Origin of the sequence: Paraburkholderia sp. BR13444 (genome assembly GCF_040948755.1) — a bacterium.
GTDB lineage: Bacteria > Pseudomonadota > Gammaproteobacteria > Burkholderiales > Burkholderiaceae > Paraburkholderia > Paraburkholderia youngii.
Genome location: NZ_JBFPKM010000002.1, coordinates 638588 through 663442 on the forward strand (window position 1 = coordinate 638588; position 24855 = coordinate 663442).

Below are 24855 nucleotides of genomic sequence, written 5' to 3' on the forward strand. Positions count from 1 at the left end.
CTTGTTTAGTCGTCATGGGCGTCGATCGATGCGCCAAGACGCGCGACGCTCAAACGATTCGCATCGAGTAGTCGGTCGCGCGCACGTCCTTGGTCAGCGCACCAATCGACACGCGATCCACGCCCGTCTCCGCGATCGTGCGCACGGTCTCGAAATTGACGCCGCCGGACACCTCGAGCACCGCGCGGCCGGCCGTGACGCGAACCGCGTCGCGCATCATGGCGAACGAGAAGTTGTCGAGCAGAATCGACTCCGCTCGATGCGCGAGCGCGGTTTCCAGTTGTTCGAGCGTTTCGACTTCGATCTGGATGGGCACGCCCGCATTCAACACGAGAGCCGCGTCCATCGCCGCACCCACTCCGCCGGCCGCCGCAATGTGGTTCTCCTTGATCAGAATGCCGTCGTACAACGCGAGTCGCTGATTGGCACCGCCGCCGACGCGCACCGCGTACTTCTGCGCGAGCCGCAAACCCGGCAGTGTCTTGCGCGTATCGAAAACGCGGGTGCTCGTGTGGGCAATCGCGTCGACATAGCGGCGGGTTGCGCTTGCCACGCCCGACAACAGCTGCAGGAAATTCATCGCGTTACGCTCGGCGGTCAGCAGCGCGCGTACCGGCCCGCGCAGATCGCAGACCGTCGTATCGGCGCTCATGCGGTCGCCCTCGCGGTAACGCCATTGAACTTCGATGCGCGGATCGACCGCACGCATCACCGCGTCGAACCAAGGCACGCCGCATAGCACCGCTTCCTCGCGCACGATGATGCGCGCGTTGCGAACGTCATCGGCAGGCACGAGGCGGCCGGTCTGATCGCCGCTACCGATATCTTCGGCGAGCGCATCGGCGACGTTGCGCGCGAGCGCAGCGTCGAACGCCTCGCCGTACTGCGCGTGAATCTCGGCGAAAAGCGGCGATGTTGCGTTGGCCCCATCGCGCGCCACTGCTTGCTCAGGCGCCTTCTGCACCACCGTCATTACGCTGCTCCCACGTTCGAATAGAGTTGCGCGTCGCGCGCGAGATCGCCGCTCGCCTGCACGCGCTTCTTGTGACGCGCCGCGAAATCGAGCATACGGTCGATCGGCAGACGCGCCCGCTCGCCGATCGCGCGATCGACGAAGATCTCGTTATGGCCGCGCTCGAGCACATCGGCCAGATTCGCGAGGCCGTTCATCGCCATCCACGGGCAATGCGCGCAGCTCTTGCAGGTCGCGCTGTTGCCGGCCGTCGGCGCGGCAATCAGTGTCTTGCCGGGCGCGGCGAGTTGCATCTTGTGCAGGATGCCGAGGTCGGTCGCGACGATGAAGTGCGTCGCGTCGAGCTTCCGTGCAGCGTCGATCAACTGCGTGGTCGAGCCGACGACGTCCGCCAGCGCGACCACGTTGGCCGGCGACTCCGGATGCACGAGCACCTTCGCGTGCGGATATTCGGCGCGCAGCAGATCGAGCTCGATGCCCTTGAATTCGTCGTGCACGAGGCACGAGCCCTGCCACATCAGCATGTCCGCGCCGGTCTTGCCCTGGATGTAGCTACCGAGATGACGGTCCGGTGCCCAGATGATCTTCTCGCCGTGCGCATGCAGATCGGCGACGATCTCCAAACCGATCGACGACGTTACCATCCAGTCCGCGCGCGCCTTCACGGCTGCGCTCGTGTTCGCGTACACGACCACCGTGCGGTCCGGGTGTGCGTCGCAGAACGCCGAGAACTCGTCGGCCGGACAGCCGAGGTCGAGCGAACAGGTCGCGTCCAGATCCGGCATGAGAATGCGCTTGTCCGGACTGAGAATTTTTGCGGTCTCACCCATGAAGCGCACGCCCGCGACCACCAGCGTCTGCGCTTCGTGATCGCGCCCGAAGCGCGCCATTTCCAGCGAATCGGCCACGCAACCGCCGGTTTCGTCTGCGAGCTCCTGCAATTCGGCGTCGACATAATAATGCGCGACCAGCACCGCTTTCTCGCGCTTGAGCAATTCGCGGATGCGCGCCTTCAGCGCCCGCTTCTCTTCCGCGGACGGCGTCTCGGGCACCTTCGCCCACGCCTGCCCGATCCCGCAGGTCGTGCCCTGCGCCTGAGGCCGATCGAATTCGACGGTCCTGATCGCCTGTTGCTCCATCATCTCCTCTGCCCTCACCTGGCCGCCGCGGCTTGCCCCTCGCGCAACACGCGCAATGCATTTTCCACGGCCCAAAAACGCAAAACCCCGCCAACGCGGGGTTTTGTGACGTCCTGAAATTTTAATAGATTTCAGGCATATCGACGCAGTCGCATCGCGAAGTCTTGCAGCGCCTTGATGCCGCTCTGCTCGGCGCGATGGCACCAGTCCTGCAATTGCGCCAGCAATTGCTCGCGCGACGCGTTGGAGCGCTCCCACATCGCCGCCAGTTCGTTGCGCATATCGATGTAGGTCTTCAGCTTCTGGCTGCTAGCAAAAATCTGCGGCAGCTGGAGCCTCTGCGGCTCATTAAGGCCCGCCTCTTCCTTGTGGAACCAGCTACGCGCACCGCGCATCACCTGATACTTCTCGCGCGCGCCGACTTCCTTCAGATGCGCGAGCTCCTGACGGTACGCGCGCTTGATCGCCTTCGCGTAACGCTCCATCACTTCGTAGCGGTTCGCGAGCACAGCCTGCAGCGTGTCCTGATCGAGCACGAGCTTGCCGGTGGTCAGGCGCGGCGTCGGCGCGATCTTCTTCACCTTGGCCAGACGAAACGCCTGCATGATGCGGATGTACATCCAGCCGATGTCGAACTCATACCACTTGTTCGACAGCTTCGCGGACGTCGCGTACGTGTGGTGATTGTTATGCAGTTCCTCGCCACCGATGATGATGCCCCACGGGAAAATGTTGGTGCTCGCATCCGACGAATTGAAGTTGCGATAGCCCCAGAAGTGCGCAAGACCGTTGACCACGCCCGCGGCCCAGAAAGGAATCCACACCATCTGCACGGCCCAGATGGTCAGACCGACGACGCCGAACAGCGCGACGTTGATCACCATCATCAGGCTCACGCCGAGGATCGGGTATTTCGTGTAGACGTTGCGCTCGAGCCAGTCATTCGGCGTACCGTGACTGAACTTGCGCATCGTTTCTTCGTTTTTCGCTTCGGTGCGATAGAGTTCGGCGCCTTCGAGCAGCACTTTCCAGATGCCGCGTGTCTGCGGGCTGTGCGGATCTTCTTCGGTTTCGCACTTCGCGTGATGCTTACGGTGAATCGCCGCCCACTGGCCGGTCAGCATGCCGGTGGTCATCCACAGCCAGAAACGGAAAAAATGGCTCGCGATCGGGTGCAGATCCAGCGCGCGGTGCGCCTGGCAGCGATGCAGATAGACGGTCACGCCGATAATCGTGATGTGCGTCACGATCAGCGTGAACACGACGAGTTGCCACCACGAGAAATGCAGCAGTCCGTGGGCAAGGAAATCAAGCAAAGAATTCAACAAGGTAAGTTACCTGCAGAACGAGAGATACGAAGCACACGCGGCGCGTGTGTCATGAAAGTGAAAGCATACAGCGGGATAGGACGTTATTCTACTGGAAGCGTTCCAAGTGTTTGTAACAAATAGGGATTTTTTGTGCGCTATCAAGTTGATAGCGATTGCCTCAGCGCTGGCGCATCACCTGCGACGGCCAAAAGCTGGGCCTAACGACCGTCGTTGGTAGCCCCGTCGGCGGGCCTGAGCGCTGAACCGGTCGCGGCGTCGTGCGCAGGATCGGTCATTGCTGCCGGGTGCGGCATTGCGCCGCCTGCCCGACCGACGATGCGCACCTCGCGTTGCGCAAGCGGAATCCTGATGCCGTGCTCGGAAAAGAGACGCCAGATGTTGCGGTTGACCGCCGAGAGCACGCCGCGTGTGCCGCTCGCCGCGTCTTCGATCCAGAAGCCCAACTCGAGATTGACGCCGTCCGGGCCGAAACCGACCAGAAATGGCGTCGGCGCCGGATCGCTCAGCACCCGCGGCACGTCGGCCGCGGCCAGCGCGAGCAGCGTCATCGCCTGCTCGACGTCGGATGTGTAGGCGATCTGCACGGGCACCCTCGCGTGGCCACGAGTCAGAAACGACGACTGGTTCTGCACGACGTCGGTGATCAATTTCTCGTTCGGAATCAGCGTTTCGATACCGTCGAGTCCGCGCACGACGGTATAGCGCGTGCGGATCTGCGTGACGCGGCCCTGCAGGCCGCCCACGTTGATCGCGTCGCCGATCCGCAACGAGCGGTCGAGCAGGATGATGAAGCCCGACACGTAGTTGCTCGCGATCTTCTGCATGCCGAAGCCGAGGCCGACGCCGAGCGCGCCGCCGAACACGCCGAGCACCGTGATGTCGATGCCGACGAACGACAGGCTGATCAGGATAGCCGCAAGCACAAAGGCCGCACGGCCGACGCGCGCGACCACCACCTTCAGGTTCGCGTCGAGCGTCCTGGAGCGCATCAGGCGATCTTCGAACGACGAGCCGAGCCACATCGCGACGATCATCGTGACCGCGACCCACAGCAGCCCAGTGATCAGCGACAGCAGCGTCATATGCGCATTGCCGACGCGGAAGCGCACGCTGTCCATCCATGCGATCACGGCGTTCTGAATGCCCAACAGCGTGAGCACCATGCCGACCCAAACGACCACCGACACGATTTTCTCGACTAGAAACAGCCACGGATGCTCGCCCCCTTCGCGGTTGAACACCCGCCGCGCGAAGAAGAACACGATGTAGATCAGCCCGATGCCGACGAGCGGCACCAGCGCCAGATCGAGCAGCGCGGTGTCCATGAACTGGCTGGCGATCGCCCGCGCGAGCCACACGAGCGCCGCGCCGATCAGCGGAAAAGCCGCTCGATCCAGACTTTCCATGCCGAAGCGCAGGCTCTCGTAGCGCGGCGCTTGCGACCGCTTGATCCGGCGGCGCAGCGTCCGCGCGAGCAGCCACGCGACGAGCAGCGTCCCGAGCAGGATCGCGACCTGCCACAGCATCACGGGCTGACCGAAGTCGCGCGCGATATCGCTGAACATGTGGGGAAAAGTCGTGTGCATGGATGTCGCCGAAATCGCCGGCACGTGCGGATTCATCGGCCAATCCGCGCGCGCCGGCCTGCAGCCGGTTGCCTAGCTCTGGCGCTCGAGCACGGCGGCGAAGAAGCCGTCGGTCGCGTGGCGGTGCGGCCACAGCGACAGGTAGTCGCCCATCTCCAGCTCGATGCGCTGCTCGGCGAGCACGTCGCGCACGGGCACCAGCGCGAAATCAGTGTGGTCGGCGAGGAACTGCTGCACGACCGCCTCGTTTTCCGCGTCGAGAATCGAGCACGTGGCATAGACGAGCCGCCCGCCCTTCTTCACGAGACGCGCCGCGCTCGCGAGAATCGACGCCTGCTTCGGCGCCAGCTCGGCGATCGACTCCGGCGACTGGCGCCACTTCAGATCCGGATTGCGGCGCAGCGTGCCGAGGCCGCTGCACGGCGCATCGACGAGCACGCGGTCGATCTTGCCAGCCAGACGCTTGATCTTCGCGTCGTGTTCGCTGTCGATCAGTACCGGATTCACGTTCGACAGGCCGCTCCTCGCGAGCCGTGGCTTCAGCTTCGCGAGACGACGCTCGGAGATGTCGAACGCGTAGAGTCGGCCGGTCGAGCGCATCGCCGCGCCGAGCGCCAGCGTCTTGCCGCCCGCGCCCGCGCAGAAATCGACGATCATCTCGCCGCGCCGCGGCGCGACCAGCGAGCACAGCAGCTGGCTGCCCTCGTCCTGCACTTCAAGCCAGCCCTGCTGGAACGCGTCGAGCTTCGTCAATGCCGGCTTGCCGACCACGCGCACGCCGAGCGGCGCGAACGGCGTCGCGCCCGCCTCGATGCCGGCCTTCGACAGCGCGCCCAGCACGTCGTCGCGGCTCGCCTTGATCGGGTTCGCGCGCAGATCGAGCGGCGCCGGGTAGTTCAGCGCAGCGGCCAGCTGCGCGAGCTCGGGACCCTCGAAGCGCGTGCTCAAAGCCTGGCAGATCCAGTCGGGCAGATTCAGGCGAATCCGCAGCGGCAGGCTTTCCGGGTCGATCTTCGACACGTGTTCGAGCCACGTCGCCTCGGCCTCGCTGACGAACGGCTTCAACGCCGAGCGTCCGACCGTCTGCATCAGGCCCAGCAGGGCCATGCGGCGCGCCGGGCTGCCGGTGCCGCTTTCGGCCAGATGCGCGAACTCCATCCGGCGGCGCAGCACGGCGAACACCGCCTCGGCGATCACACCGCGCTCGGCGTGGCCGAGCTTCGGATGCGCGCGGAAGAAGCGGCTCGTGGTGGCGTCCGCGGGGCCGTTCAGCCGCAGTACTTCGGCCAGCAGCGTTTCAGTTTGTCCAATCAGGAAACCATGCAATCTCATGCGCCCTCTCCGGCGGTGTAACCGGCAAAGAGCCATTGCGGCTCTGACGGCGTAAGCGTGACGCGCGAGCCGTCCAGAGCGAGACGCCCTTCGACGAACCAGCGCACCGCGCGTGGATAAATGATGTGCTCGGTGGCGAGCACGCGTGCCGCGAGCGTCTGTGCGGTATCGCCCGCCTCGACGGGCACGGCCGACTGCACGACGATCGGCCCGTGATCCAGCTTTGATGTGACAAAATGCACCGACGCGCCGTGGAACCGCACGCCGGCGTCGAGCGCCTGCTGGTGAGTCTTCAGGCCCGGAAAGCTCGGCAGCAGCGACGGGTGCACGTTCAGCATGCGCCCGGCGTAATGGTCCACGAAGCGCTCGGTCAGCACCCGCATGAAGCCCGCGAGCACGACGAGGTCCGGCGCGATAGCGTCGATCTGCTCGGCCAGCGCCGCGTCGAAGCTGTCGCGATCCGGAAACTGGCGGTGGTCGACCACCGCCGTGGCGATACCATGCGACGCCGCGAACGCGAGCCCCGCGGCATCGGGACGGTTGGCAATCACGGCGGCGACCCGCGCCGGCCAGCCTTCGCTCGCGCAAGCGCGCACGATGGCTTCCATGTTGCTACCCCGCCCGGAAATCAGAATGACGAGTTTTTTCATGCGCGGATTTTATCATTCGGCAATCGCCCGACCGCGACCGCGCAGCCGTCTATTGCGCCAAGCGTTTATAATCGATTGTTTTGCGGCACCCTGCCCGCGTCCCTATTGCAATCGCAGCAACCGCTGCAACCCGCTATCGTGAGAGTCTTCCGCGGTCTTCCCAATGCCGAGAGCCGCGCGCCGTGCGCGCTGACCATCGGCAACTTCGACGGTGTCCACCGCGGCCACCAGGCTCTGCTCGCGCACGTGCGCGCGGCCGCCAACGCGCGCGGCCTGCCCGTCTGCGTAATGACCTTCGAGCCGCACCCGCGCGAGTTCTTCAACCCGGCCGGCGCGCCGCCGCGCATCGCGATGCTGCGCGACAAGCTCGAGGCGCTGCGCACCAACGGAGTCGACCGGGTCGTCGTCGAGCACTTCAATCACACGTTCGCGAGCCAGTCGCCAGATGCGTTCGTCGAGCGGATCATCGTCAACGGCTTGCACGCGCGCTGGATCATGATCGGCGACGACTTTCGCTACGGCGCGAAGCGGGCCGGCGATTTCGCGTCGCTGCGCGAGGCCGGCAAGCATTACGGCTTCGAGGTCGAACAGATGGCGACGGTCGCCGATCCGTCGGGCGCGCGCATCTCGAGCTCGGGCGTGCGCGCGGCGCTGGTCGCGGGCGACCTCGACTCGGCGCGCGCCGCGCTCGGCCGCGACTATCTGATCAGCGGCCACGTTACCCATGGCATGAAGCTCGGCCGCGATCTCGGCTTTCCGACGCTTAATCTGCCGATCGCGCACAAGCGTCCGGCTCTGGCCGGCATCTTCGTCGTACAGGTGCACGGCATCGCCGAGCACCCGCTGCCGGGCGTCGCGAGCCTCGGCCTGCGCCCCACCGTCGACGATTCCGGCCGCGTGCTGCTGGAAGTGCACCTGCTCGATTGGCACGGCGACGCGTATGGCAAGCTCGTGCGCGTCGAATTTCTGAAGAAGCTGCGCGACGAGGAGAAGTTCGTCGACCTCGAAACGCTTACCGCCGCGATCGCGCGCGACGTCGCCAATGCGCGCGCATGGTTCGCCGCGGTCGGCGCCGGCACGCCGGGCAGCCGTTCCACCGGTTTCGCCACCTCGGCCACCGACCGAATTAGATAACCGCCGCGGTTCGGGCCGGCGCGCCGCGCCGCACGAACCGTCGCCGCGCATCGAAGGGCATCCGGGTTTCACGCGGAGCCGCCTGCCGGGCGCGCCCCGCTCCTCGCGCAGCGCGTAATCCGCGCGCCGCTACGCATAGAAACGAATTCACCGCCACCCACATCATGAGCAACAAGAAAGCCGATTCGAAACCGCAGTCCCGCTACCCGGTCAACCTGCTCGACACGCCGTTTCCGATGCGCGGCGACCTGCCCAAGCGCGAGCCGCAATGGGTCAAGGACTGGCAGGAACGCAAGGTGTACGACAAGATCCGCGCCGCCTCCAAGGGCCGCACGAAGTTCATCCTGCACGACGGGCCGCCGTATGCGAACGGCGACATCCACCTCGGCCACGCGGTGAACAAGATCCTGAAGGACATGATCGTCAAGGCGCGCAATCTGGCGGGCTTCGACGCGGTCTACGTGCCGGGCTGGGACTGCCACGGCATGCCGATCGAAATCCAGATCGAAAAGCAGTTCGGCAAGTCGCTGCCGGCGGCCGAAGTGATGCAGAAGGCGCGCGCCTACGCGACCGAGCAGATCGAGAAGCAGAAGGCCGGCTTCCGCCGCCTGGGCGTGCTCGGCGACTGGGACAATCCGTACAAGACGATGAACTTCGCGAACGAAGCCGGCGAAATCCGCGCGCTCGCGAAAATCATGGAAAAGGGCTACGTGTTCCGCGGCCTTAAGCCGGTCAACTGGTGTTTCGACTGCGGCTCGGCGCTCGCTGAAGCGGAAGTCGAGTACAAGGACAAGACCGATCCGACCATCGACGTGCTATTCAGCTTCGCCGAACCGGAAAAGACCGCGCAGGCGTTCGGCCTTGCCGCGCTGCCGCGCAACGAAGGCGGCATCGTGATCTGGACCACCACGCCGTGGACCATTCCCGCCAACCAGGCGCTGAACCTGCACCCGGAAATCGTCTACGCGCTCGTCGACACGCCGCGCGGCCTGCTGATCCTCGCCGAGGAACGCGTCGAGGCGTGCCTGAAGCTGTACGGCCTCGAAGGCACGGTCGTCGCGACGACGCCGGGCGAAAAGCTCGTGAACCTGCGCTTCAACCACCCGCTCGCGTCCGCGCACCCGGGCTACAAGCGCACCGCGCCCGTCTATCTCGGCGACTACGTGACGACCGAAACCGGCACCGGCATCGTGCACTCGTCGCCCGCGTACGGCGTGGAAGACTTCGTGTCGTGCAAGTCGCACGGCATGGCCGACTCGGACATCATCAACCCGGTGATGGGCGACGGCCGCTACATCGAATCGCTCGCACTGTTCGGCGGCCTGTCGATCTGGGCGGCGAATCCGCAGATCGTCGAGGCGCTGCAAGGCGCCGGCGCGCTGCTGCGCACCGAAAAGTACACGCACAGCTACATGCACTGCTGGCGCCACAAGACGCCGATCATCTACCGCGCCACTTCGCAGTGGTTCGCCGGCATGGACGTGAAGCCGAACGACGGCGACAAGACGCTGCGCGAGACCGCGCTCGAAGGCATCGAGAACACGGCGTTCTATCCGTCGTGGGGCAAGCAGCGCCTCTTCAGCATGATCGCGAACCGCCCGGACTGGACGCTGTCGCGCCAGCGCCAGTGGGGCGTGCCAATGGCGTTCTTCGTGCACAAGGAAACCGGCGAGCTGCATCCGCGCACGCTGGAGTTGCTCGAACAGGTCGCGCAGCGCGTGGAGAAGGAAGGCATCGAGGCATGGCAATCGCTCGATCCGCGCGAGCTGATCGGCGACGACGCCAACCTGTACGAAAAGAACCGCGACACGCTCGACGTGTGGTTCGACTCGGGCACCACGCACTGGCACGTGCTGCGCGGCTCGCACAAGGACGAGCTGCAGTTCCCGGCCGACCTGTACCTCGAAGGCTCGGACCAGCATCGCGGCTGGTTCCATTCGTCGCTGTTGACCGCGTCGATGCTCGATGGCCGCCCGCCCTACAACGCGCTGCTCACCCACGGCTTCACCGTCGACGGCGAAGGCCGCAAGATGAGCAAGTCGCTCGGCAACGGCATCGATCCGCATGAAGTGGCGAACCGCCTCGGCGCGGAAATTATCCGCCTGTGGATCGCGTCGACCGACTACTCGGGCGAACTCGCGATCTCCGAGGAAATCCTGAAGCGCGTGACGGAAGGCTATCGCCGTATCCGCAATACGCTGCGCTTCCTGCTCGCGAACCTGTCGGACTTCGACTTCGCGCAGCACGCACGTCCCGTCGAAGACTGGCTCGAGATCGACCGTTACGCGGTGGCGCTGTCGGCGAATCTGCAGAACGACATCCTCGCGCACTACGAGAAGTACGAGTTCCACCCGGTCGTCGCCAAGCTGCAGACGTTCTGCTCGGAAGACCTGGGCGGCTTCTACCTCGACGTGCTGAAGGACCGCCTGTACACGACCGCGGCGGATTCGGTCGCGCGCCGCTCGGCGCAGACCGCGCTCTACCACATCGCACACGGCCTGCTGCGCGTGATGGCGCCGTTCCTGTCGTTTACCGCGGAAGAAGCGTGGAAGGTGTTCCAGCCGGACAGCGAAACGATCTTCACCGAGACTTACCACGCGTACCCGGCCGTGCCGGACGCGGGCGCGCTGCTCGACAAGTGGACGCTGCTGCGCGCGGTCCGCGGCGACGTGACCAAGGCGCTCGAAGAGGCGCGGGTCGCGAACCTGATCGGCTCGTCGCTGCAGGCGGAAGTCGAAATCCGCGCGAGCGGCGCGCGTTACGACGCGCTCGCGAGCCTCGGCGACGACCTGAAGTTCGTACTGATCACGTCGGCGGCGACCGTCGTCAAGGTCGATAGCGAAGCGGACGAAGGTGTCGAAGTGATCGCCTCGAAGTACCTGAAGTGCGAACGCTGCTGGCACTATCGCGCGGACGTCGGCGCGAATGCCGAGCATCCGTCGCTGTGCGGCCGCTGCTTCAGCAATCTGTTCGGCAGTGGCGAAACGAGGAGCGCGGCATAATGGCGAGAACCATGTCGAAAACGTCCACCGCGAGCGGCTCGCTCGCACCTTGGCTCGGCATCGCGCTGATCGTCATCCTGTTCGACCAGCTGACGAAAATCGCGGTGCGCAAAGTGTTCGCCTACGGTGTGCCGCACGAAGTTACGCCGTTCTTCAACCTGATTCTCGTGTTCAACCGCGGCGCCGCGTTCAGCTTCCTGGCGATGGCGGGCGGCTGGCAGCGCTGGGCGTTCACCGCGCTCGGCGTGGTCGCGGCGCTCGTGATCTGCTACCTGCTCAAGCGGCATAGCGGGCAAAAAATGTTCTGCACGGCGCTCGCGCTGATTCTCGGCGGCGCGCTCGGCAATGTGATCGACCGGCTCGCGTACGGCCACGTGATCGACTTCCTCGACTTCCACGTGGGCGGCTGGCACTGGCCGGCGTTCAATCTCGCCGACAGCGCGATCACGATCGGTGCGATCCTGCTCGTGATCGACGAGTTGCGGCGGGTACGCGGCACACGCTAACGTCGCCGACGTGAGGCACGCGGTTGCGAGAGCCGCGCCTCACGTCCGGTTTGAAACGCGCGGCGACGGCGACGGGCAACGCCCTCGCGCCGCTTCGCGATCACGCTTTGTCGGAGGCTTTCGTTGGCAACCGCTGAACTCGCAGGCAAACACCTCGTCCTCGGCATGACGGGCGGCATCGCCTGCTACAAGATCGCCGAACTCACGCGTCTGCTGACCAAGGCAGGCGCGACCGTGCAGGTCGTCATGACCGATGCGGCCACGCAGTTCATCACCCCCATCACGATGCAGGCGCTGTCGGGCCGGCCGGTCTACACGAGCCAGTGGGACGCTCGCGTGCCGAACAACATGGCGCACATCGATCTGTCGCGCGAAGCCGATGCGATCGTGATCGCGCCGGCGTCGACCGACTTCCTCGCCAAGCTCGCGCACGGCATGGCCGACGATCTGCTGTCGACTCTGTGCATCGCGCGCGACTGCCCGCTGCTCGTCGTGCCGGCGATGAACCGGCAGATGTGGCAAAACCCGGCCACGCAACGCAACGTCGCGCAATTGCGCGCGGATGGCGTCGAAGTGCTCGGACCCGATTCGGGCCCGCAGGCCTGCGGGGAGATCGGCGATGGCCGCATGCTCGAAGCGGCCGCGACCTACGAGGCGATCGCGTCGTTCTTCGCGCCGAAGATCCTGTCCGGCCGGCGTGTGCTCTTGACCGCCGGGCCGACCTTCGAACCGCTCGACCCGGTGCGCGGCATTACCAATCGCTCGAGCGGCAAGATGGGCTTCGCGCTCGCGCGCGCCGCGCAACAGGCCGGCGCCGACGTGCATCTGGTCGCTGGTCCGGTCGCGCTGGAAACGCCGTGGGGCGTATTGCGCGAGGACGTGCAGACCGCGCAGCAGATGCACGACGCGGTGATGCGCGCGGTCGCCCAAGCGGACATCTTTATCGGCGTCGCGGCGGTGGCCGACTGGCGCGTCGACCACGTGAGCGATCAGAAGATCAAGAAGACCGCCGAGCGCACGCTGCCGAGCTTCTCATTCGTCGAAAATCCGGACATCCTCGCGGCGGTCGCCCGGCTGCCGAAGCCGCCGTTCGCGGTCGGCTTCGCCGCCGAAAGCGACAATCTCGAAGTCCACGGCGAGGAAAAGCGCGCGCGCAAGAACGTGCCGCTGCTGATCGGCAATCTGGGGCCGCAAACGTTCGGGCTCGACGACAATGAAGTGATTCTGTTCGAAGCAGGCCGCGCGACGAAGCTGCCACGCGCCGACAAGCAGACGCTGGCGCGCGCGCTGATCGCGGAAATCGCGAAGCGTGTGCCGGCCGGCATCAGTCCGGTTGGCTGAACGAGCGAGCGGCATTGGGCCCGTGTGGCCCTGCTGCCTTTGCCCGGCTAGCCGACCGGAATCATCTGGAGCACTACTGCCATGACGCTACTCTCCGTGCTCGATCAAACACCGGTGATCGCCGGCCATTCGGTGGCGGACGCGATCGCCGCGACCATCGAACTCGCGCAACTCGCCGACGACCTCGGATACACGCGCTACTGGTGCGCCGAGTACCACGGCCTGCGCGGCGTGTCGAACCCATGCCCTGAAGTGATGCTGGCGCGCCTCGGCAGCGTGACCAAACGCATTCGCATCGGCTCGGGCGGCATCATGCTGCCGTACTACAGCCCGTTCAAAGTCGCCGAGCAGTTCATGATGCTCGAGGCGCTGTTTCCGAACCGCGTCGATCTCGGCGTCGGACGCGCGCCGGGCGGCGATATGCGCACCGCGCAGGCGGTCGCCGCCGGCGCTTACAATCGCGGCGAGCTTTTTCCGCAGCAGGTCGCCGAGCTGCTCGGCCTCATGCACGGCGCGCTGCCCGTCGATCATCTCGCGCAGGGTGTGCTGCTGCAGCCGCAGATCGATACGCGCCCGCAACTGTGGATGCTCGGCTCGAGCGAATTCGGCGGTCTGCTCGCGGCGCAGCTCGGCATCCGCTTCTCGTTCGCGCATTTCATCAACGCGCATTTCGGCAAGCAAGTCGCGCTGGCGTATCGCGAGCGCTTCCAGCCTGGCAACGAGGCGTCGCAGCCGTATCTGGCGGCCGCGGTCTTCGTGATCTGCGCGGATACCGAGCAGGAAGCCGCGGACCTCGAAAAAGCCGTCGATCTACGTCGCGTGCAGATGGCATATGGTCTGAACGAACCGATTCCGTCGATCGAGCAAGGCATCGCGCAGGAATATGGCGAGCGCGAACAGCTCGTGATCGACCGCGAAAAACCGCGCAGCATCATCGGCACGCCTGAGCGCGTGACCGAGCGGCTTACGGAGTTGCGCCAGCAGTTCCAGGCCGACGAGCTGATGGTGCTGACCGTCGCGGGCAGCTATCGCGCGCGCTTGCGCTCCTACGAACTGCTCGCCGACGCATTTCAGCTCGGCTCGAACCAGGCGGCTTGATCGCAGAGGTTTTGCCAGTCAGCCGTGCGCCCCTCCACCAAACCCACCCCCACTATCGAACCTGAATGAAACTCGACCTGAAGATTCTCGATCAGCGCATGCGCGAACAGCTCCCCGCTTACGCGACGACCGGTAGCGCCGGCCTCGATCTGCGCGCCTGCCTCGACGAACCGCTGACGCTGAAACCCGGCGAAACCGCGCTGGTACCGACCGGACTCGCGATCCACGTCGGCGACCCCGGCTATGCGGCGCTGATTCTGCCGCGCTCGGGTCTGGGCCACAAGCATGGGATCGTGCTGGGCAATCTGGTCGGCCTGATCGATTCCGACTACCAGGGGCAACTGATGATTTCGACGTGGAATCGCGGCGAAACGACGTTCGTGCTGAACCCGATGGAACGCCTCGCGCAACTGGTGATCGTCCCGGTCGTGCAGGCCAGGTTCAACATCGTCGATGACTTCGAGGAAAGCGTGCGCGGCGCGGGCGGGTTTGGCAGCACCGGCAAGCATTGATCGATTGCTGCGCCGCGGCGGCAGCGGCGTTAAGCGCACGCCGCCGCGAGCAGAAGATCAGAGCATAAAAAACGGCGCGGGATAAAACCCGCGCCGTTCTGTTTTTGGCGTCTGGCCAGCTTGACTCAATGCCGGCCTGACTGACATCACTCGACTTCCACCGCCTCAGGATTCGGATTACGCGGCGCCGGATGCTCGTCGAAGGTCAACTGCACCTTGTCGTCCGCATCGACGTCGACCGTCACGCGGCCGCCGTTCATCAGCTTGCCGAACAGCAGCTCGTCGGCGAGCGCGCGACGGATCGTGTCCTGGATCAGGCGCTGCATTGGCCGCGCGCCCATCAACGGATCGAAACCGTGCTTCGCCAGATGCTTGCGCAGCGCATCGGTGAACAGTGCATCGACCTTCTTCTCGTGCAGCTGATCTTCCAGCTGCATCAGGAACTTGTCGACCACGCGCATGATGATTTCCTCATCGAGCGCACGGAAGCTGATCGTCGCGTCCAGACGGTTGCGGAACTCCGGCGTGAACATGCGCTTGATGTCGACCATCTCGTCGCCCGCCTCGCGGCGATTCGTGAAGCCGATCACTGCCTTGCCCATCGCCTCGGCGCCCGCGTTCGTCGTCATGATGATGATGACGTTGCGGAAGTCCGCCTTGCGGCCGTTGTTGTCCGTCAGCGTGCCGTGGTCCATCACCTGCAGCAGCACGTTGAAGATGTCCGGATGCGCCTTCTCGATTTCGTCGAGCAGCAGCACGCAGTGCGGCTTCTTCGTGATCGCCTCGGTCAGCAGGCCGCCCTGGTCGAAACCGACGTAGCCCGGCGGCGCGCCGATCAGCCGGCTCACCGCGTGACGCTCCATGTACTCCGACATGTCGAAGCGGATCAGCTCGATGCCGAGCGTGAACGCGAGCTGCTTCGCGACCTCGGTCTTGCCGACACCGGTCGGACCGGAGAACAGGAACGCGCCGATCGGCTTGTCGAGCTTGCCGAGGCCCGCTCGCGCCATCTTGATCGCCGCCGACAGCGCGTCGATGGCCGGGTCCTGGCCGAACACGACGCTCTTCAGGTCGCGGTCGAGCGTCTGCAGCTTGCTGCGATCGTCTTGCGACACGCTTTGCGCCGGCACGCGCGCGATCTTCGAGATGATTTCCTCGATCTCGTTCTTGCCGATGGTCTTCTTCTGCTTCGACTTCGGCAGAATGCGCTGCGCCGCGCCCGCTTCGTCGATCACGTCGATCGCCTTGTCCGGCAAATGACGATCCGTGATGAAGCGCGCCGACAGCTCAGCCGCCGCCGACAGCGCACCCGACGAATACTTGACGCCGTGGTGCTCCTCGAAACGCGACTTCAGCCCGCGCAGGATCGCCACCGTCTGCTCGACGGTCGGCTCGGTCACGTCGACCTTCTGGAAACGACGCGACAGCGCCGCGTCCTTTTCGAAGATGCCGCGATATTCGGTGAAGGTGGTCGCGCCGATGCACTTCAGCGTGCCCGACGAGAGCGCCGGCTTCAGCAGGTTCGACGCATCCAGCGTGCCGCCGGACGCGGCGCCCGCGCCGATCAGCGTATGGATTTCGTCGATGAACAGAATGGCGTGCGGACGCTCCTTCAGTTCCTTCAGCACCGTCTTCAGACGCTGCTCGAAGTCGCCGCGATACTTGGTGCCAGCGAGCAACGCGCCCATGTCGAGCGAATACACCTGGGCATCCGCGAGGATATCCGGCACTTCGCCGCGCGTGATGCGCCATGCGAGCCCTTCGGCGATCGCGGTCTTGCCGACACCGGCCTCACCGACCAGCAGCGGGTTGTTCTTGCGCCGGCGGCACAGCACCTGCACCACGCGCTCGACTTCCGACTCGCGCCCGATCAGCGGATCGATGCGGCCGTCCTTCGCCATCTGGTTCAGGTTCTGCGTGAACTGGGCGAGCGGCGTTTCCTTCTGCGCGGCGGCTTCGTCGGACTCGGCATTCGCGTCGCTCGCTTTCGCGGCGTCCGAACTGCTCGTCTTGGCGATGCCGTGCGAGATGAAATTAACCACGTCCAGACGCGTGACGCCCTGCTGCTGCAGGTAGTACACCGCATGCGAGTCCTTCTCGCCGAAGATCGCGACCAGCACGTTCGCGCCGGTCACTTCCTTCTTGCCGTTCGAGGTGGACTGCACATGCATGATCGCGCGCTGGATCACACGCTGGAAACCGAGCGTGGGCTGCGTGTCGACGTCGTCCGTGCCCGGCACGGTCGGCGTGTTGTCATGAATGAAGTTGCGCAGGTTCTGACGCAGATCCTCGATATTGGCCGCGCATGCGCGCAGTACCTCTGCCGCCGTCGGGTTATCCAACAGCGCGAGCAAAAGATGTTCGACCGTTATGAACTCGTGCCGTGCCTGGCGCGCTTCCATGAACGCCATATGCAGGCTGACTTCCAGTTCCTGGGCAATCATGCTTCCTCCATCACACACTGCAGCGGATGCCCGGCCTGCCGTGCGTGGGTAACGACTTGCTCGACTTTGGTCGACGCGATGTCCCGCGTATAGACCCCACAAACTCCCCTGCCCTCGCGATGCACCTTCAACATGACCTGCGTTGCGGTTTCACGATCTTTATTGAAATATTCCTGCACGATCATCACGACAAATTCCATCGGCGTGAAGTCGTCATTCAGCAGCACCACCTTGTACATGGACGGCGGCTTGAGTTTCTGCTCCTGCCGTTCCAGTACGGTGCCGTCCTGCTTGTCCGGGATAATCGCCATACACCCATTCTAAACAACTAGGACAGGCCCGCAATCCTGTCAAAACCCGGCCGCCCGGCCGATGAGCCCGTTCGCTGCCGCCCGGCGGTCACGACGCTGTCATGATCGGCCGGCCTCTCGCGTTATCGACGGGCCGATTGCGGTGCCGGCCCCCATCCTGTCATGCGCGGTGCGTGCTGCGCCGCGGTCGGATCGAGTATCGCACAACCTGCCGGTACTGGCTGCGAGCGCTCGCCGCGCTGGGCGTCGGCGCCGCGGGCACAGTCAGCATGTGAGTCGATTATGCGACTTTTCAAGCCACGCCGCTTGCGCCACCGCACATACGGAAGCGGTAAAAACCCTGGAAAGCGGCCTGTTTGCAACGCGACAACGACGTCTCAAAATTTTCTTGACACTCGAATAAAGAGCCCCAACAATCAAGCTGGCACTTTTTTCACTAAGCCATAATTTCGAAAAAATGCCGATGGTGAGCTTGTGAGGAGGGGACGACTGCCTCGCGCAGTCGTGGCTTTTCGAGGGCTCGTGGTAGTGACATGAGTTACAGGGGAAGTTGGAAATGGCAACCGGTACGGTCAAATGGTTTAACGACGCCAAAGGTTTCGGATTCATCACGCCTGATGAGGGCGGCGAGGATCTGTTTGCACACTTTTCGGCCATCCAGATGAATGGGTTCAAAACCCTGAAGGAAGGTCAGAAGGTCACCTTCGAGGTTGTGCAAGGCCCGAAAGGCAAACAGGCATCGAACATTCAGACTCCTGCCTGAGGCGGCTCTGCGGCGGTTCGTTACCCGTCCTTTTTGAAACCCGGCTTCTTGCCGGGTTTCTTTTTTGCGGTGGCTTTCTGTTGCAGCGGATTTTTCCGCCGGAAAATCGCGCGAAAATCCCGGGTATAAAAATACCCCGGCCGTTTGCTGGCGCCGGGGTTTTTATGCAAACTGGATAATCCCGGCGCATCAATTACATATTTTCGATCATCACTTGCCCAAATGCGGAACACGACACCTGGGTCGCGCCTTCCATCAGACGGGCAAAATCGTAAGTCACGCGCTTTTGCAGGATCGATTTTTCCATCGATCTGATTATCAGATCCGCCGCCTCGAACCAGCCCAGGTGGCGCAGCATCATTTCCGCCGACAGGATTTCCGAGCCGGGATTCACGTAGTCCTTGCCCGCGTATTTCGGCGCCGTGCCATGAGTCGCCTCGAACATCGCAACCGAATCCGACATATTCGCGCCCGGCGCGATACCGATGCCGCCAACCTGCGCGGCGAGCGCGTCGGAGATGTAGTCGCCGTTCAGGTTCAGCGTGGCGATCACGTCGTATTCGGCCGGGCGCAGCAGGATCTGCTGCAGGAACGCGTCGGCGATCACGTCCTTCACGACGACGTCGCCGCCGGTCTTCGGATTCCTGACTTTCATCCACGGACCGCCGTCCATCAGTTCCGCGTTGAACTCTTTCTGCGCGAGCGCGTAGCCGTAGTCGCGAAACGCGCCTTCGGTGTACTTCATGATGTTGCCCTTGTGCACCAGCGTCACCGAGCGGCGTTCATTGTCGATCGCATACTGGATCGCCTTGCGCACCAGACGTTCGGTCCCTTCGCGCGACACCGGCTTGATGCCGATGCCCGACGAATCCGGGAAGCGGATCTTCTTCACGCCCATTTCTTCGCGCAGGAACCTGATGATCTTCTTCGCCTGTTCGGATTCGGCCGGCCATTCGATGCCCGCGTAAATGTCTTCCGAGTTCTCGCGGAAGATCACCATGTTGGTCTTCTCGGGCTCGCGCACCGGCGACGGCACGCCCTTGAAATACTGCACCGGACGCAGGCACACGTAGAGATCCAGTTCCTGGCGCAACGCGACGTTCAGCGAGCGGATGCCGCCGCCGACCGGCGTGGTGAGCGGCCCCTTGATCGATACGATGTATTCCTTGACCGCCTGCAACGTTTCCTCCGGCAGCCATACGTCCGGGCCATACACCCGGGTCGCCTTCTCACCCGCGTAGATTTCCATCCAGTGGATTTTCTTCTTGCCGCCGTACGCCTTTTCGACCGCCGCATCGACGACCTTGAGCATGACCGGCGTGATGTCCAGACCGGTACCGTCGCCTTCGATGTACGGGATGATCGGCTCGTCGGAAACGTTGAGCGAGAAGTCGGCGTTGACGGTGATCTTATCGCCACCTGCCGGAACCTTGATGTGCTGATACGGCATGATCGGACTCCAGTGAAAGCCGTGCAAAAGCTGATGGGAGACTGCGAAAGAGATACGCTCGCCACGCAATGCCGAACCGCCGCGAGCGGCCTGGCCGCTATTCTAGCCCACGCCCCTGGCACGACGCGGCCGCCGCGGGCTCCGTGCTTTCCAACATCGACGCCCCCTCGACCGCGCCACGCTCCTCTATAAGATACAAGAATCTGCCTGCCGATTTATGCATTATCATCGCGCCGTACCGCTCTGCCGTCTCGCTCTCCTATGCGCCTTCTCGCCCTCAACAAGCCGTTCGGCACCATCTGTCAATTTTCGCCACATGAGACGCGCGCGTCGCTTGCAGACTGGGTCAAGGTACCCGGTGTCTATCCGGCCGGCCGCCTCGACTCGGATAGCGAAGGCCTGCTGCTGCTCACCGACGACGGCGCGCTGCAGGCGCGCATCGCGGAGCCGCGTCACAAGCTCGTCAAACGCTATTGGGCGCAAGTCGAAGGCGCGGTCGACGACGCCGCGTTGAAACAGCTCGCACGCGGCGTCGATCTCGGTGACTACGTGACACGCCCATGTCAGGCGAGCTATGTCGAACCGTCTGGCTCGCTATGGACGCGCACGCCGCCGATCCGCTATCGCGCTGCGATCCCGACCACGTGGATCGAACTGTCGATCACAGAAGGCAAGAACCGTCAGGTGCGTCGCATGACGGCCGCGGTCGGTTTTCCGACGCTGCGTCTCGTGCGCGTCGGCATCGGTGCGCTTGACATTTTTTCACTCGGACTACAACCGGGTGAGAGCGTCGAGTTGCGAGCGAACGCGCCGTGGGATGGCGTCGCCTGAACGCGAATCAGCCTGCACGTGATCACTGGAAACACGTTTCACGGCCGTGACAATCAACGCTAACTCGTTGTAGCAGCACACAAAACAATGCGTGAAACGCAAGCCCGGAATGCGTGAAACAAATGAGCTCGCGCGAGCCTGCGTGATGCAGTTCGATCGCGCGTGATGACGACAAAAATTTCCGCGCAATTCACGTCAACCACCGTACAAGTCCACGCGTTATTCGACGCAGATGCCGCCGAAGCTATCCGGCATTCAGCCTTAAAGACCTTTGCATAAGCCGTTTTTGCGCGGCGAGTACGAAAGTCCGAACGCTAGCAGACGCGTCGAAAAATTTGTTCGATGCGGCTGTCAACCGAAAGGTGGATGGCACGTTTACCGTCATGACTCTACATTTGCCGGGTCATTTGGTTAATTAACTCAAGCTGAGGATTCACAAAATGAACAAACTGATCGCCGCTCTGGTCGCTGGCCTCTTCGCAACGGCAGCATTCGCACAAGCATCGGCACCGGAAGCAGCTTCGGCAGCTCCGGCAGCAGCAGCCTCGTCGGCAAAGAAGACCACCAAGCACGCTCACAAGAAGTCGCACAAGAAGGCAGCAGCAGCTGCTGCAGCTTCGGCAGCTTCGGAGTAAGTTGCTTGTAAAAACGCAGTAAAGAACTAGCTTCATTGCCGTTCTTACGGCGTTGTAAGGCAGATCACCGCAAGGCGATCTGCCTTTTTGTTTTTGATGCGCTCGCGTAACATGCGCGGGTCGATTTCAGCAAGGAGTCTTGTCGTGCGATTTTCCATCCGCTCGTCGGTGGCGCGTTTCGCCGTTGCCGTTGCACTGCCGCTCGCGGCGCTGTCGTTCGCCGCTACCACGGCTCCCGCCCTGGCGCAGCAGATGCCGCCGGGCGCCAAGCAGCCGGGCGAGTTTCCGCGGGTCAAGCTGACCGCTGGTATGTTCGTGATCGATGCGGCCGTCGCCGCCAACGACGCGGATCGCGAACAGGGCTTGATGTATCGCACGAAGCTCGGGCCGAACGAAGGTATGCTGTTCGTGTTCAACGAGAACGCGGGCCACTGCTTCTGGATGAAGAACACGCTGATTCCGCTGTCGATCGCGTTCATACGCGCCGACGGCACGATCACCGACATCGACGAGATGCAAGCCGAGACCACCAACAACCACTGCCCGACGCACAACGGCGTGTTCGCGCTGGAAATGCCCAAGGGCTGGTTCACGGCGAAGGGCATCAAGCCGGGCATGCAGATCCAGGGCTTGCCGCCGGTGCCGGGTGTCACGCAGTAACGCCCCTCACCGCCGGGCTGCGCCCCTGCGCGGCGCCCCGCAGATGGCCACCCGAGCGTCTCCGTAAGCTGCCACTGGCCACCCCGGCCGTCCCGCCCTGCTTTCCCGCAAAAAACCGGCGCCTCAACCCGAGGCTCCGGGTTTTTTTCCGCCCGCACAGCCCCGCGCGGCCAGCCTTCGCGCCGGCTGGCAGGATTCATGCAAAAGACCAATCGAAGCGCTATCCTTGTAATCTCGATTTGGTAACGCCACATAAAGCACCACCCAGACTCCCCGGGCGGCTGACGCGGTCGCCCGGCATGCGTTTCAGGCGCGCCATTACAAGGAGATTCACGTGCCCCGCAAGACTCCAATCGAGCGCTACCGGAATATCGGCATCAGCGCTCACATCGATGCCGGCAAAACCACCACCACCGAACGGATCCTGTTCTACACCGGCGTGACCCACAAGATCGGCGAGGTTCACGACGGTGCGGCGACGATGGACTGGATGGAACAGGAGCAGGAGCGCGGCATCACGATCACGTCGGCGGCCACGACCGCGTTCTGGAAAGGCATGGCCGGCAACTACCCCGAGCATCGGATCAACATCATCGACACCCCCGGGCACGTCGACTTCACGATCGAAGTCGAGCGCTCGATGCGCGTGCTCGACGGCGCGTGCATGGTGTACGACTCGGTCGGCGGCGTGCAGCCGCAATCGGAAACCGTGTGGCGCCAGGCGAACAAGTACAAGGTGCCGCGCATTGCGTTCGTCAACAAGATGGATCGCGTCGGCGCGGACTTCTTCCGCGTGCAGCGGCAGATCGGCGAACGCCTGAAAGGCGTCGCCGTGCCGATCCAGATTCCGATCGGCGCGGAAGAGCACTTCCAGGGCGTGGTCGACCTCGTCAAGATGAAGGCGATCTACTGGGACGACGCGAGCCAGGGCATCAAGTTCGAGTATCGCGACATTCCGGCTGAACTCGCCGCAACGGCGAAGAAATGGCACGACAAGATGGTCGAGGCCGCGGCCGAGGCGAACGAGACGCTGCTCGAAAAGTACCTGGGCGGCGAGCATCACCTGAGCGAAGAAGAAATCAAGCAGGGCATTCGCGCACGCACGATCGCCAATGAGATCGTGCCGATGCTGTGCGGCAGCGCGTTCAAGAACAAGGGCGTGCAGGCGATGCTCGACGCGGTGATCGACTATCTGCCGTCGCCGGTCGACGTGCCCGCGATCACCGGTCACGACGAGCACGACAAGGAGATCGAGCGTCATCCGAACGACGACGATCCGTTCTCGGCGCTCGCCTTCAAGATCATGACCGACCCGTTCGTCGGCCAGTTGATCTTCTTCCGCGTGTACTCGGGCGTCGTCAATTCGGGCGACACGGTCTACAACGCGGCCAAGGAAAAGAAGGAGCGCCTCGGCCGCATCCTGCAGATGCATGCGAACGAGCGCAAGGAAATCAAGGAGGTCTACGCGGGCGACATCGCCGCGGCCGTCGGCCTGAAGGAAGCGACTACCGGCGACACGCTGTGCGATCCTAATCATGTGATCATCCTCGAAAGGATGATCTTCCCGGACCCGGTGATCTCGCAGGCCGTCGAGCCGAAGACCAAGGCCGATCAGGAGAAGATGGGCATCGCGCTGAATCGTCTCGCGCAGGAAGATCCATCGTTCCGCGTGCAGACCGATGAGGAATCCGGACAGACGATCATCTCCGGCATGGGCGAACTGCACCTGGAAATTCTGGTCGACCGGATGAAGCGCGAGTTCGGCGTCGAAGCAACTGTGGGCAAGCCGCAGGTCGCCTATCGTGAAACGGTGCGCAACAAGGTCGAGGACGTCGAAGGCAAGTTCGTCAAGCAGTCGGGCGGCCGCGGCCAGTACGGCCACGCGGTGATCGCGCTCGAACCTTCCGAACAGGGCAAGGGCTACGAGTTCGTCGATGCGATCAAGGGCGGCGTGATCCCACGCGAATTCATCCCGGCGGTCGACAAGGGCATCCAGGAGACGCTGAAAGCCGGCGTGCTGGCGGGCTATCCGGTCGTCGACGTGAAGGTCACGCTGACCTTCGGTTCGTACCACGACGTCGACTCGAACGAAAACGCGTTCCGCATGGCTGGCTCGATGGCGTTCAAGGATGCGATGCGCAAGGCGAAGCCCGTGCTGCTCGAACCGATGATGGCCGTCGAGGTGGAAACGCCCGAGGACTTCATGGGCAACGTGATGGGCGACCTGTCGAGCCGGCGCGGCATGGTGCAAGGCATGGAAGACATCGCGGGCGGCGGCGGCAAGCTGGTGCGTGCGGAGGTGCCGCTCGCCGAGATGTTCGGCTACTCGACGTCGCTGCGCTCGGCCACTCAGGGCCGCGCGACTTATACGATGGAGTTCAAGCATTACGCCGAAACGCCGAGCAACGTCGCCGAGGCCGTGATCAACGCGAAGAAGCAATGACGCTGACGCGGCACCGCCGAGTGTCTTGAGTCGAAGCCCGCTCCTTGTGAGCGGGCTTTTTTTCGTGGCGCCCTTGCCATCATCACGCCACGCAGCCGTTTATTGAACGTGCCAGAATGTCGAACAGGTACGCGGCAAGCAAGCCAAGGAGGGGACACGATGAGCCAGGATCACGAACATCCGCATTACCGGGCCGAGCACGAGACCGCCGAAACCGGCGGGCAGATCGACTGGCGCGAGCACGGCGTGAAGGTCATCCGCGGCGATCAGCTCGATACCAACACCGCGCAAACGCCGGGCATGAACCGCGCGGCTGCGATCAACGCGGCGCGCGTCGGCGCGCAGAAGATCTGGGCCGGCACCGTGACGATCCATCCGAACGCGAAGACCGGCGCGCATCATCACGGCGCGCTCGAAAGCGTGATCTACGTGGTGCGCGGCCAGGCGCGCATGCGCTGGGGCGAGCATCTGGAATTCACCGCCGAGGCCGGTCCTGGCGACTTCATCTTCGTGCCGCCCTACGTGCCGCATCAGGAGATCAACGCGAGCACCGACGAGCCGCTCGAATGCGTGCTCGTACGCAGCGACAACGAAGCGGTCGTCGTCAATCTGAACATCGATGCTGTCGAGCAGCCGGAAACGGTCTACTGGGTCGATCCGATCCACAAGCATCCGCACGATCACTGAGTCGCTCATTTGCCTGCTCACTCACCT

At 63.7% G+C, this 24855-nt stretch carries 21 protein-coding genes; 12 read left to right on the plus strand and 9 right to left on the minus strand.

Annotated features, from left to right (window positions below; all coding sequences use genetic code 11):
* Nucleotides 1–49 precede the first annotated feature (49 nt).
* From nadC to purN, 6 genes are all read right to left on the minus strand, one after another.
* Nucleotides 50–973, minus strand: coding sequence for a carboxylating nicotinate-nucleotide diphosphorylase (gene nadC, locus AB3X95_RS07320; protein ID WP_368620998.1), 924 nt, complete (start codon nucleotides 971–973; stop codon nucleotides 50–52).
* A complete protein-coding gene (nadA, locus tag AB3X95_RS07325) occupies nucleotides 973–2112 on the minus strand; it encodes a quinolinate synthase NadA (RefSeq protein WP_368621103.1) in 1140 nt (379 codons plus the stop codon). Before nadA ends, nadC begins: the two co-directional genes overlap by 1 nt.
* A gap of 131 nt (nucleotides 2113–2243) precedes the next feature.
* Nucleotides 2244–3440 carry an acyl-CoA desaturase gene (locus tag AB3X95_RS07330; RefSeq protein ID WP_176121672.1) on the minus strand — a complete coding sequence of 399 codons (1197 nt, stop codon included), beginning with the start codon at nucleotides 3438–3440 and terminating at the stop codon, nucleotides 2244–2246.
* A 200-nt stretch (nucleotides 3441–3640) separates the two neighbouring features.
* On the minus strand, nucleotides 3641–5029 hold the full coding sequence (locus AB3X95_RS07335; RefSeq protein WP_368620999.1) for a mechanosensitive ion channel family protein: 1389 nt from the start codon (nucleotides 5027–5029) through the stop codon (nucleotides 3641–3643).
* A 72-nt stretch (nucleotides 5030–5101) separates the two neighbouring features.
* Nucleotides 5102–6361 carry an RsmB/NOP family class I SAM-dependent RNA methyltransferase gene (locus AB3X95_RS07340; RefSeq protein ID WP_176105246.1) on the minus strand — a complete coding sequence of 420 codons (1260 nt, stop codon included), beginning with the start codon at nucleotides 6359–6361 and terminating at the stop codon, nucleotides 5102–5104.
* Nucleotides 6358–7011: a phosphoribosylglycinamide formyltransferase gene (gene purN, locus AB3X95_RS07345; RefSeq protein WP_176121674.1), complete on the minus strand. Its 654-nt coding sequence runs from the start codon at nucleotides 7009–7011 to the stop codon at nucleotides 6358–6360. The genes AB3X95_RS07340 and purN overlap by 4 nt, the downstream gene beginning before the upstream one ends.
* 138 nt (nucleotides 7012–7149) lie before the next feature.
* Here purN and AB3X95_RS07350 point away from each other — a divergent pair, with 138 nt between their 5' ends.
* From AB3X95_RS07350 to dut, 6 genes are all read left to right on the plus strand, one after another.
* A complete protein-coding gene (locus AB3X95_RS07350; protein WP_176105244.1) occupies nucleotides 7150–8145 on the plus strand; it encodes a bifunctional riboflavin kinase/FAD synthetase in 996 nt (331 codons plus the stop codon).
* A gap of 164 nt (nucleotides 8146–8309) precedes the next feature.
* On the plus strand, nucleotides 8310–11147 hold the full coding sequence (gene ileS / locus AB3X95_RS07355) for an isoleucine--tRNA ligase (RefSeq protein WP_368621000.1): 2838 nt from the start codon (nucleotides 8310–8312) through the stop codon (nucleotides 11145–11147).
* Entirely contained in the window at nucleotides 11147–11653 is a 507-nt protein-coding gene (lspA, locus tag AB3X95_RS07360; protein ID WP_013090301.1) for a signal peptidase II, read from the plus strand. The genes ileS and lspA overlap by 1 nt, the downstream gene beginning before the upstream one ends.
* A 123-nt stretch (nucleotides 11654–11776) precedes the next feature.
* Nucleotides 11777–12994 carry a bifunctional phosphopantothenoylcysteine decarboxylase/phosphopantothenate--cysteine ligase CoaBC gene (gene coaBC, locus AB3X95_RS07365; protein ID WP_176121677.1) on the plus strand — a complete coding sequence of 406 codons (1218 nt, stop codon included), beginning with the start codon at nucleotides 11777–11779 and terminating at the stop codon, nucleotides 12992–12994.
* A gap of 81 nt (nucleotides 12995–13075) precedes the next feature.
* The gene (locus AB3X95_RS07370) at nucleotides 13076–14092 is read left to right on the plus strand and encodes an LLM class flavin-dependent oxidoreductase (protein WP_368621001.1); all 1017 of its coding nucleotides are present in this window, start codon (nucleotides 13076–13078) and stop codon (nucleotides 14090–14092) included.
* 65 nt (nucleotides 14093–14157) lie between these two features.
* Nucleotides 14158–14604 carry a dUTP diphosphatase gene (gene dut / locus AB3X95_RS07375; protein ID WP_176105240.1) on the plus strand — a complete coding sequence of 149 codons (447 nt, stop codon included), beginning with the start codon at nucleotides 14158–14160 and terminating at the stop codon, nucleotides 14602–14604.
* A gap of 146 nt (nucleotides 14605–14750) precedes the next feature.
* Here dut and clpA read toward each other — a convergent pair whose 3' ends face one another.
* Nucleotides 14751–17048 (minus strand): ATP-dependent Clp protease ATP-binding subunit ClpA, encoded by a 2298-nt coding sequence (gene clpA, locus AB3X95_RS07380; RefSeq protein WP_176105239.1) that lies wholly within the window; start codon nucleotides 17046–17048, stop codon nucleotides 14751–14753.
* The gene (clpS, locus tag AB3X95_RS07385; RefSeq protein ID WP_008919570.1) at nucleotides 17045–17359 is read right to left on the minus strand and encodes an ATP-dependent Clp protease adapter ClpS; all 315 of its coding nucleotides are present in this window, start codon (nucleotides 17357–17359) and stop codon (nucleotides 17045–17047) included. Before clpS ends, clpA begins: the two co-directional genes overlap by 4 nt.
* Before the next feature lie 556 nt (nucleotides 17360–17915).
* Between clpS and cspD the strand changes: the two genes are divergently transcribed.
* Nucleotides 17916–18122: a cold shock domain-containing protein CspD gene (cspD, locus tag AB3X95_RS07390; protein WP_176105238.1), complete on the plus strand. Its 207-nt coding sequence runs from the start codon at nucleotides 17916–17918 to the stop codon at nucleotides 18120–18122.
* A gap of 193 nt (nucleotides 18123–18315) precedes the next feature.
* Here cspD and icd read toward each other — a convergent pair whose 3' ends face one another.
* Nucleotides 18316–19572: an NADP-dependent isocitrate dehydrogenase gene (gene icd, locus AB3X95_RS07395; protein WP_184226384.1), complete on the minus strand. Its 1257-nt coding sequence runs from the start codon at nucleotides 19570–19572 to the stop codon at nucleotides 18316–18318.
* 261 nt (nucleotides 19573–19833) lie between these two features.
* Between icd and AB3X95_RS07400 the strand changes: the two genes are divergently transcribed.
* The 5 genes from AB3X95_RS07400 (at nucleotide 19834) to AB3X95_RS07420 (ending at nucleotide 24828) form a co-directional block, all read left to right on the plus strand.
* Nucleotides 19834–20403, plus strand: coding sequence for a pseudouridine synthase (locus AB3X95_RS07400; protein ID WP_176105235.1), 570 nt, complete (start codon nucleotides 19834–19836; stop codon nucleotides 20401–20403).
* Between the two features lie 440 nt (nucleotides 20404–20843).
* Nucleotides 20844–21038: a hypothetical protein gene (locus tag AB3X95_RS07405; RefSeq protein ID WP_084585235.1), complete on the plus strand. Its 195-nt coding sequence runs from the start codon at nucleotides 20844–20846 to the stop codon at nucleotides 21036–21038.
* A gap of 144 nt (nucleotides 21039–21182) precedes the next feature.
* Nucleotides 21183–21698 carry a DUF192 domain-containing protein gene (locus AB3X95_RS07410; RefSeq protein ID WP_176121679.1) on the plus strand — a complete coding sequence of 172 codons (516 nt, stop codon included), beginning with the start codon at nucleotides 21183–21185 and terminating at the stop codon, nucleotides 21696–21698.
* Nucleotides 21699–22032: 334 nt separating this feature from the next.
* The gene (gene fusA / locus AB3X95_RS07415; protein WP_368621002.1) at nucleotides 22033–24141 is read left to right on the plus strand and encodes an elongation factor G; all 2109 of its coding nucleotides are present in this window, start codon (nucleotides 22033–22035) and stop codon (nucleotides 24139–24141) included.
* Nucleotides 24142–24300: 159 nt separating this feature from the next.
* Complete coding sequence (locus AB3X95_RS07420) at nucleotides 24301–24828, plus strand: cupin domain-containing protein (RefSeq protein WP_176105232.1); 528 nt, start codon at nucleotides 24301–24303, stop codon at nucleotides 24826–24828.
* The last annotated feature ends 27 nt before the right edge of the window (nucleotides 24829–24855 follow it).

What these genes read in the sequence shown, in the direction of transcription:
- nadC (WP_368620998.1), bottom strand. Translation starts at nt 973, where the DNA reads ATGACGGTGGTGCAGAAGGCGCCTGAGCAAGCAGTGGCGCGCGATGGG.
- nadA (WP_368621103.1), bottom strand. Translation starts at nt 2,112, where the DNA reads ATGGAGCAACAGGCGATCAGGACCGTCGAATTCGATCGGCCTCAGGCG.
- AB3X95_RS07335 (WP_368620999.1), bottom strand. Translation starts at nt 5,029, where the DNA reads ATGCACACGACTTTTCCCCACATGTTCAGCGATATCGCGCGCGACTTC.
- AB3X95_RS07340 (WP_176105246.1), bottom strand. Translation starts at nt 6,361, where the DNA reads ATGAGATTGCATGGTTTCCTGATTGGACAAACTGAAACGCTGCTGGCC.
- purN (WP_176121674.1), bottom strand. Translation starts at nt 7,011, where the DNA reads ATGAAAAAACTCGTCATTCTGATTTCCGGGCGGGGTAGCAACATGGAA.
- ileS (WP_368621000.1), top strand. Translation starts at nt 8,310, where the DNA reads ATGAGCAACAAGAAAGCCGATTCGAAACCGCAGTCCCGCTACCCGGTC.
- lspA (WP_013090301.1), top strand. Translation starts at nt 11,147, where the DNA reads ATGGCGAGAACCATGTCGAAAACGTCCACCGCGAGCGGCTCGCTCGCA.
- AB3X95_RS07370 (WP_368621001.1), top strand. Translation starts at nt 13,076, where the DNA reads ATGACGCTACTCTCCGTGCTCGATCAAACACCGGTGATCGCCGGCCAT.
- dut (WP_176105240.1), top strand. Translation starts at nt 14,158, where the DNA reads ATGAAACTCGACCTGAAGATTCTCGATCAGCGCATGCGCGAACAGCTC.
- clpA (WP_176105239.1), bottom strand. Translation starts at nt 17,048, where the DNA reads ATGATTGCCCAGGAACTGGAAGTCAGCCTGCATATGGCGTTCATGGAA.
- clpS (WP_008919570.1), bottom strand. Translation starts at nt 17,359, where the DNA reads ATGGCGATTATCCCGGACAAGCAGGACGGCACCGTACTGGAACGGCAG.
- cspD (WP_176105238.1), top strand. Translation starts at nt 17,916, where the DNA reads ATGGCAACCGGTACGGTCAAATGGTTTAACGACGCCAAAGGTTTCGGA.
- icd (WP_184226384.1), bottom strand. Translation starts at nt 19,572, where the DNA reads ATGCCGTATCAGCACATCAAGGTTCCGGCAGGTGGCGATAAGATCACC.
- AB3X95_RS07400 (WP_176105235.1), top strand. Translation starts at nt 19,834, where the DNA reads ATGCGCCTTCTCGCCCTCAACAAGCCGTTCGGCACCATCTGTCAATTT.
- AB3X95_RS07405 (WP_084585235.1), top strand. Translation starts at nt 20,844, where the DNA reads ATGAACAAACTGATCGCCGCTCTGGTCGCTGGCCTCTTCGCAACGGCA.
- AB3X95_RS07420 (WP_176105232.1), top strand. Translation starts at nt 24,301, where the DNA reads ATGAGCCAGGATCACGAACATCCGCATTACCGGGCCGAGCACGAGACC.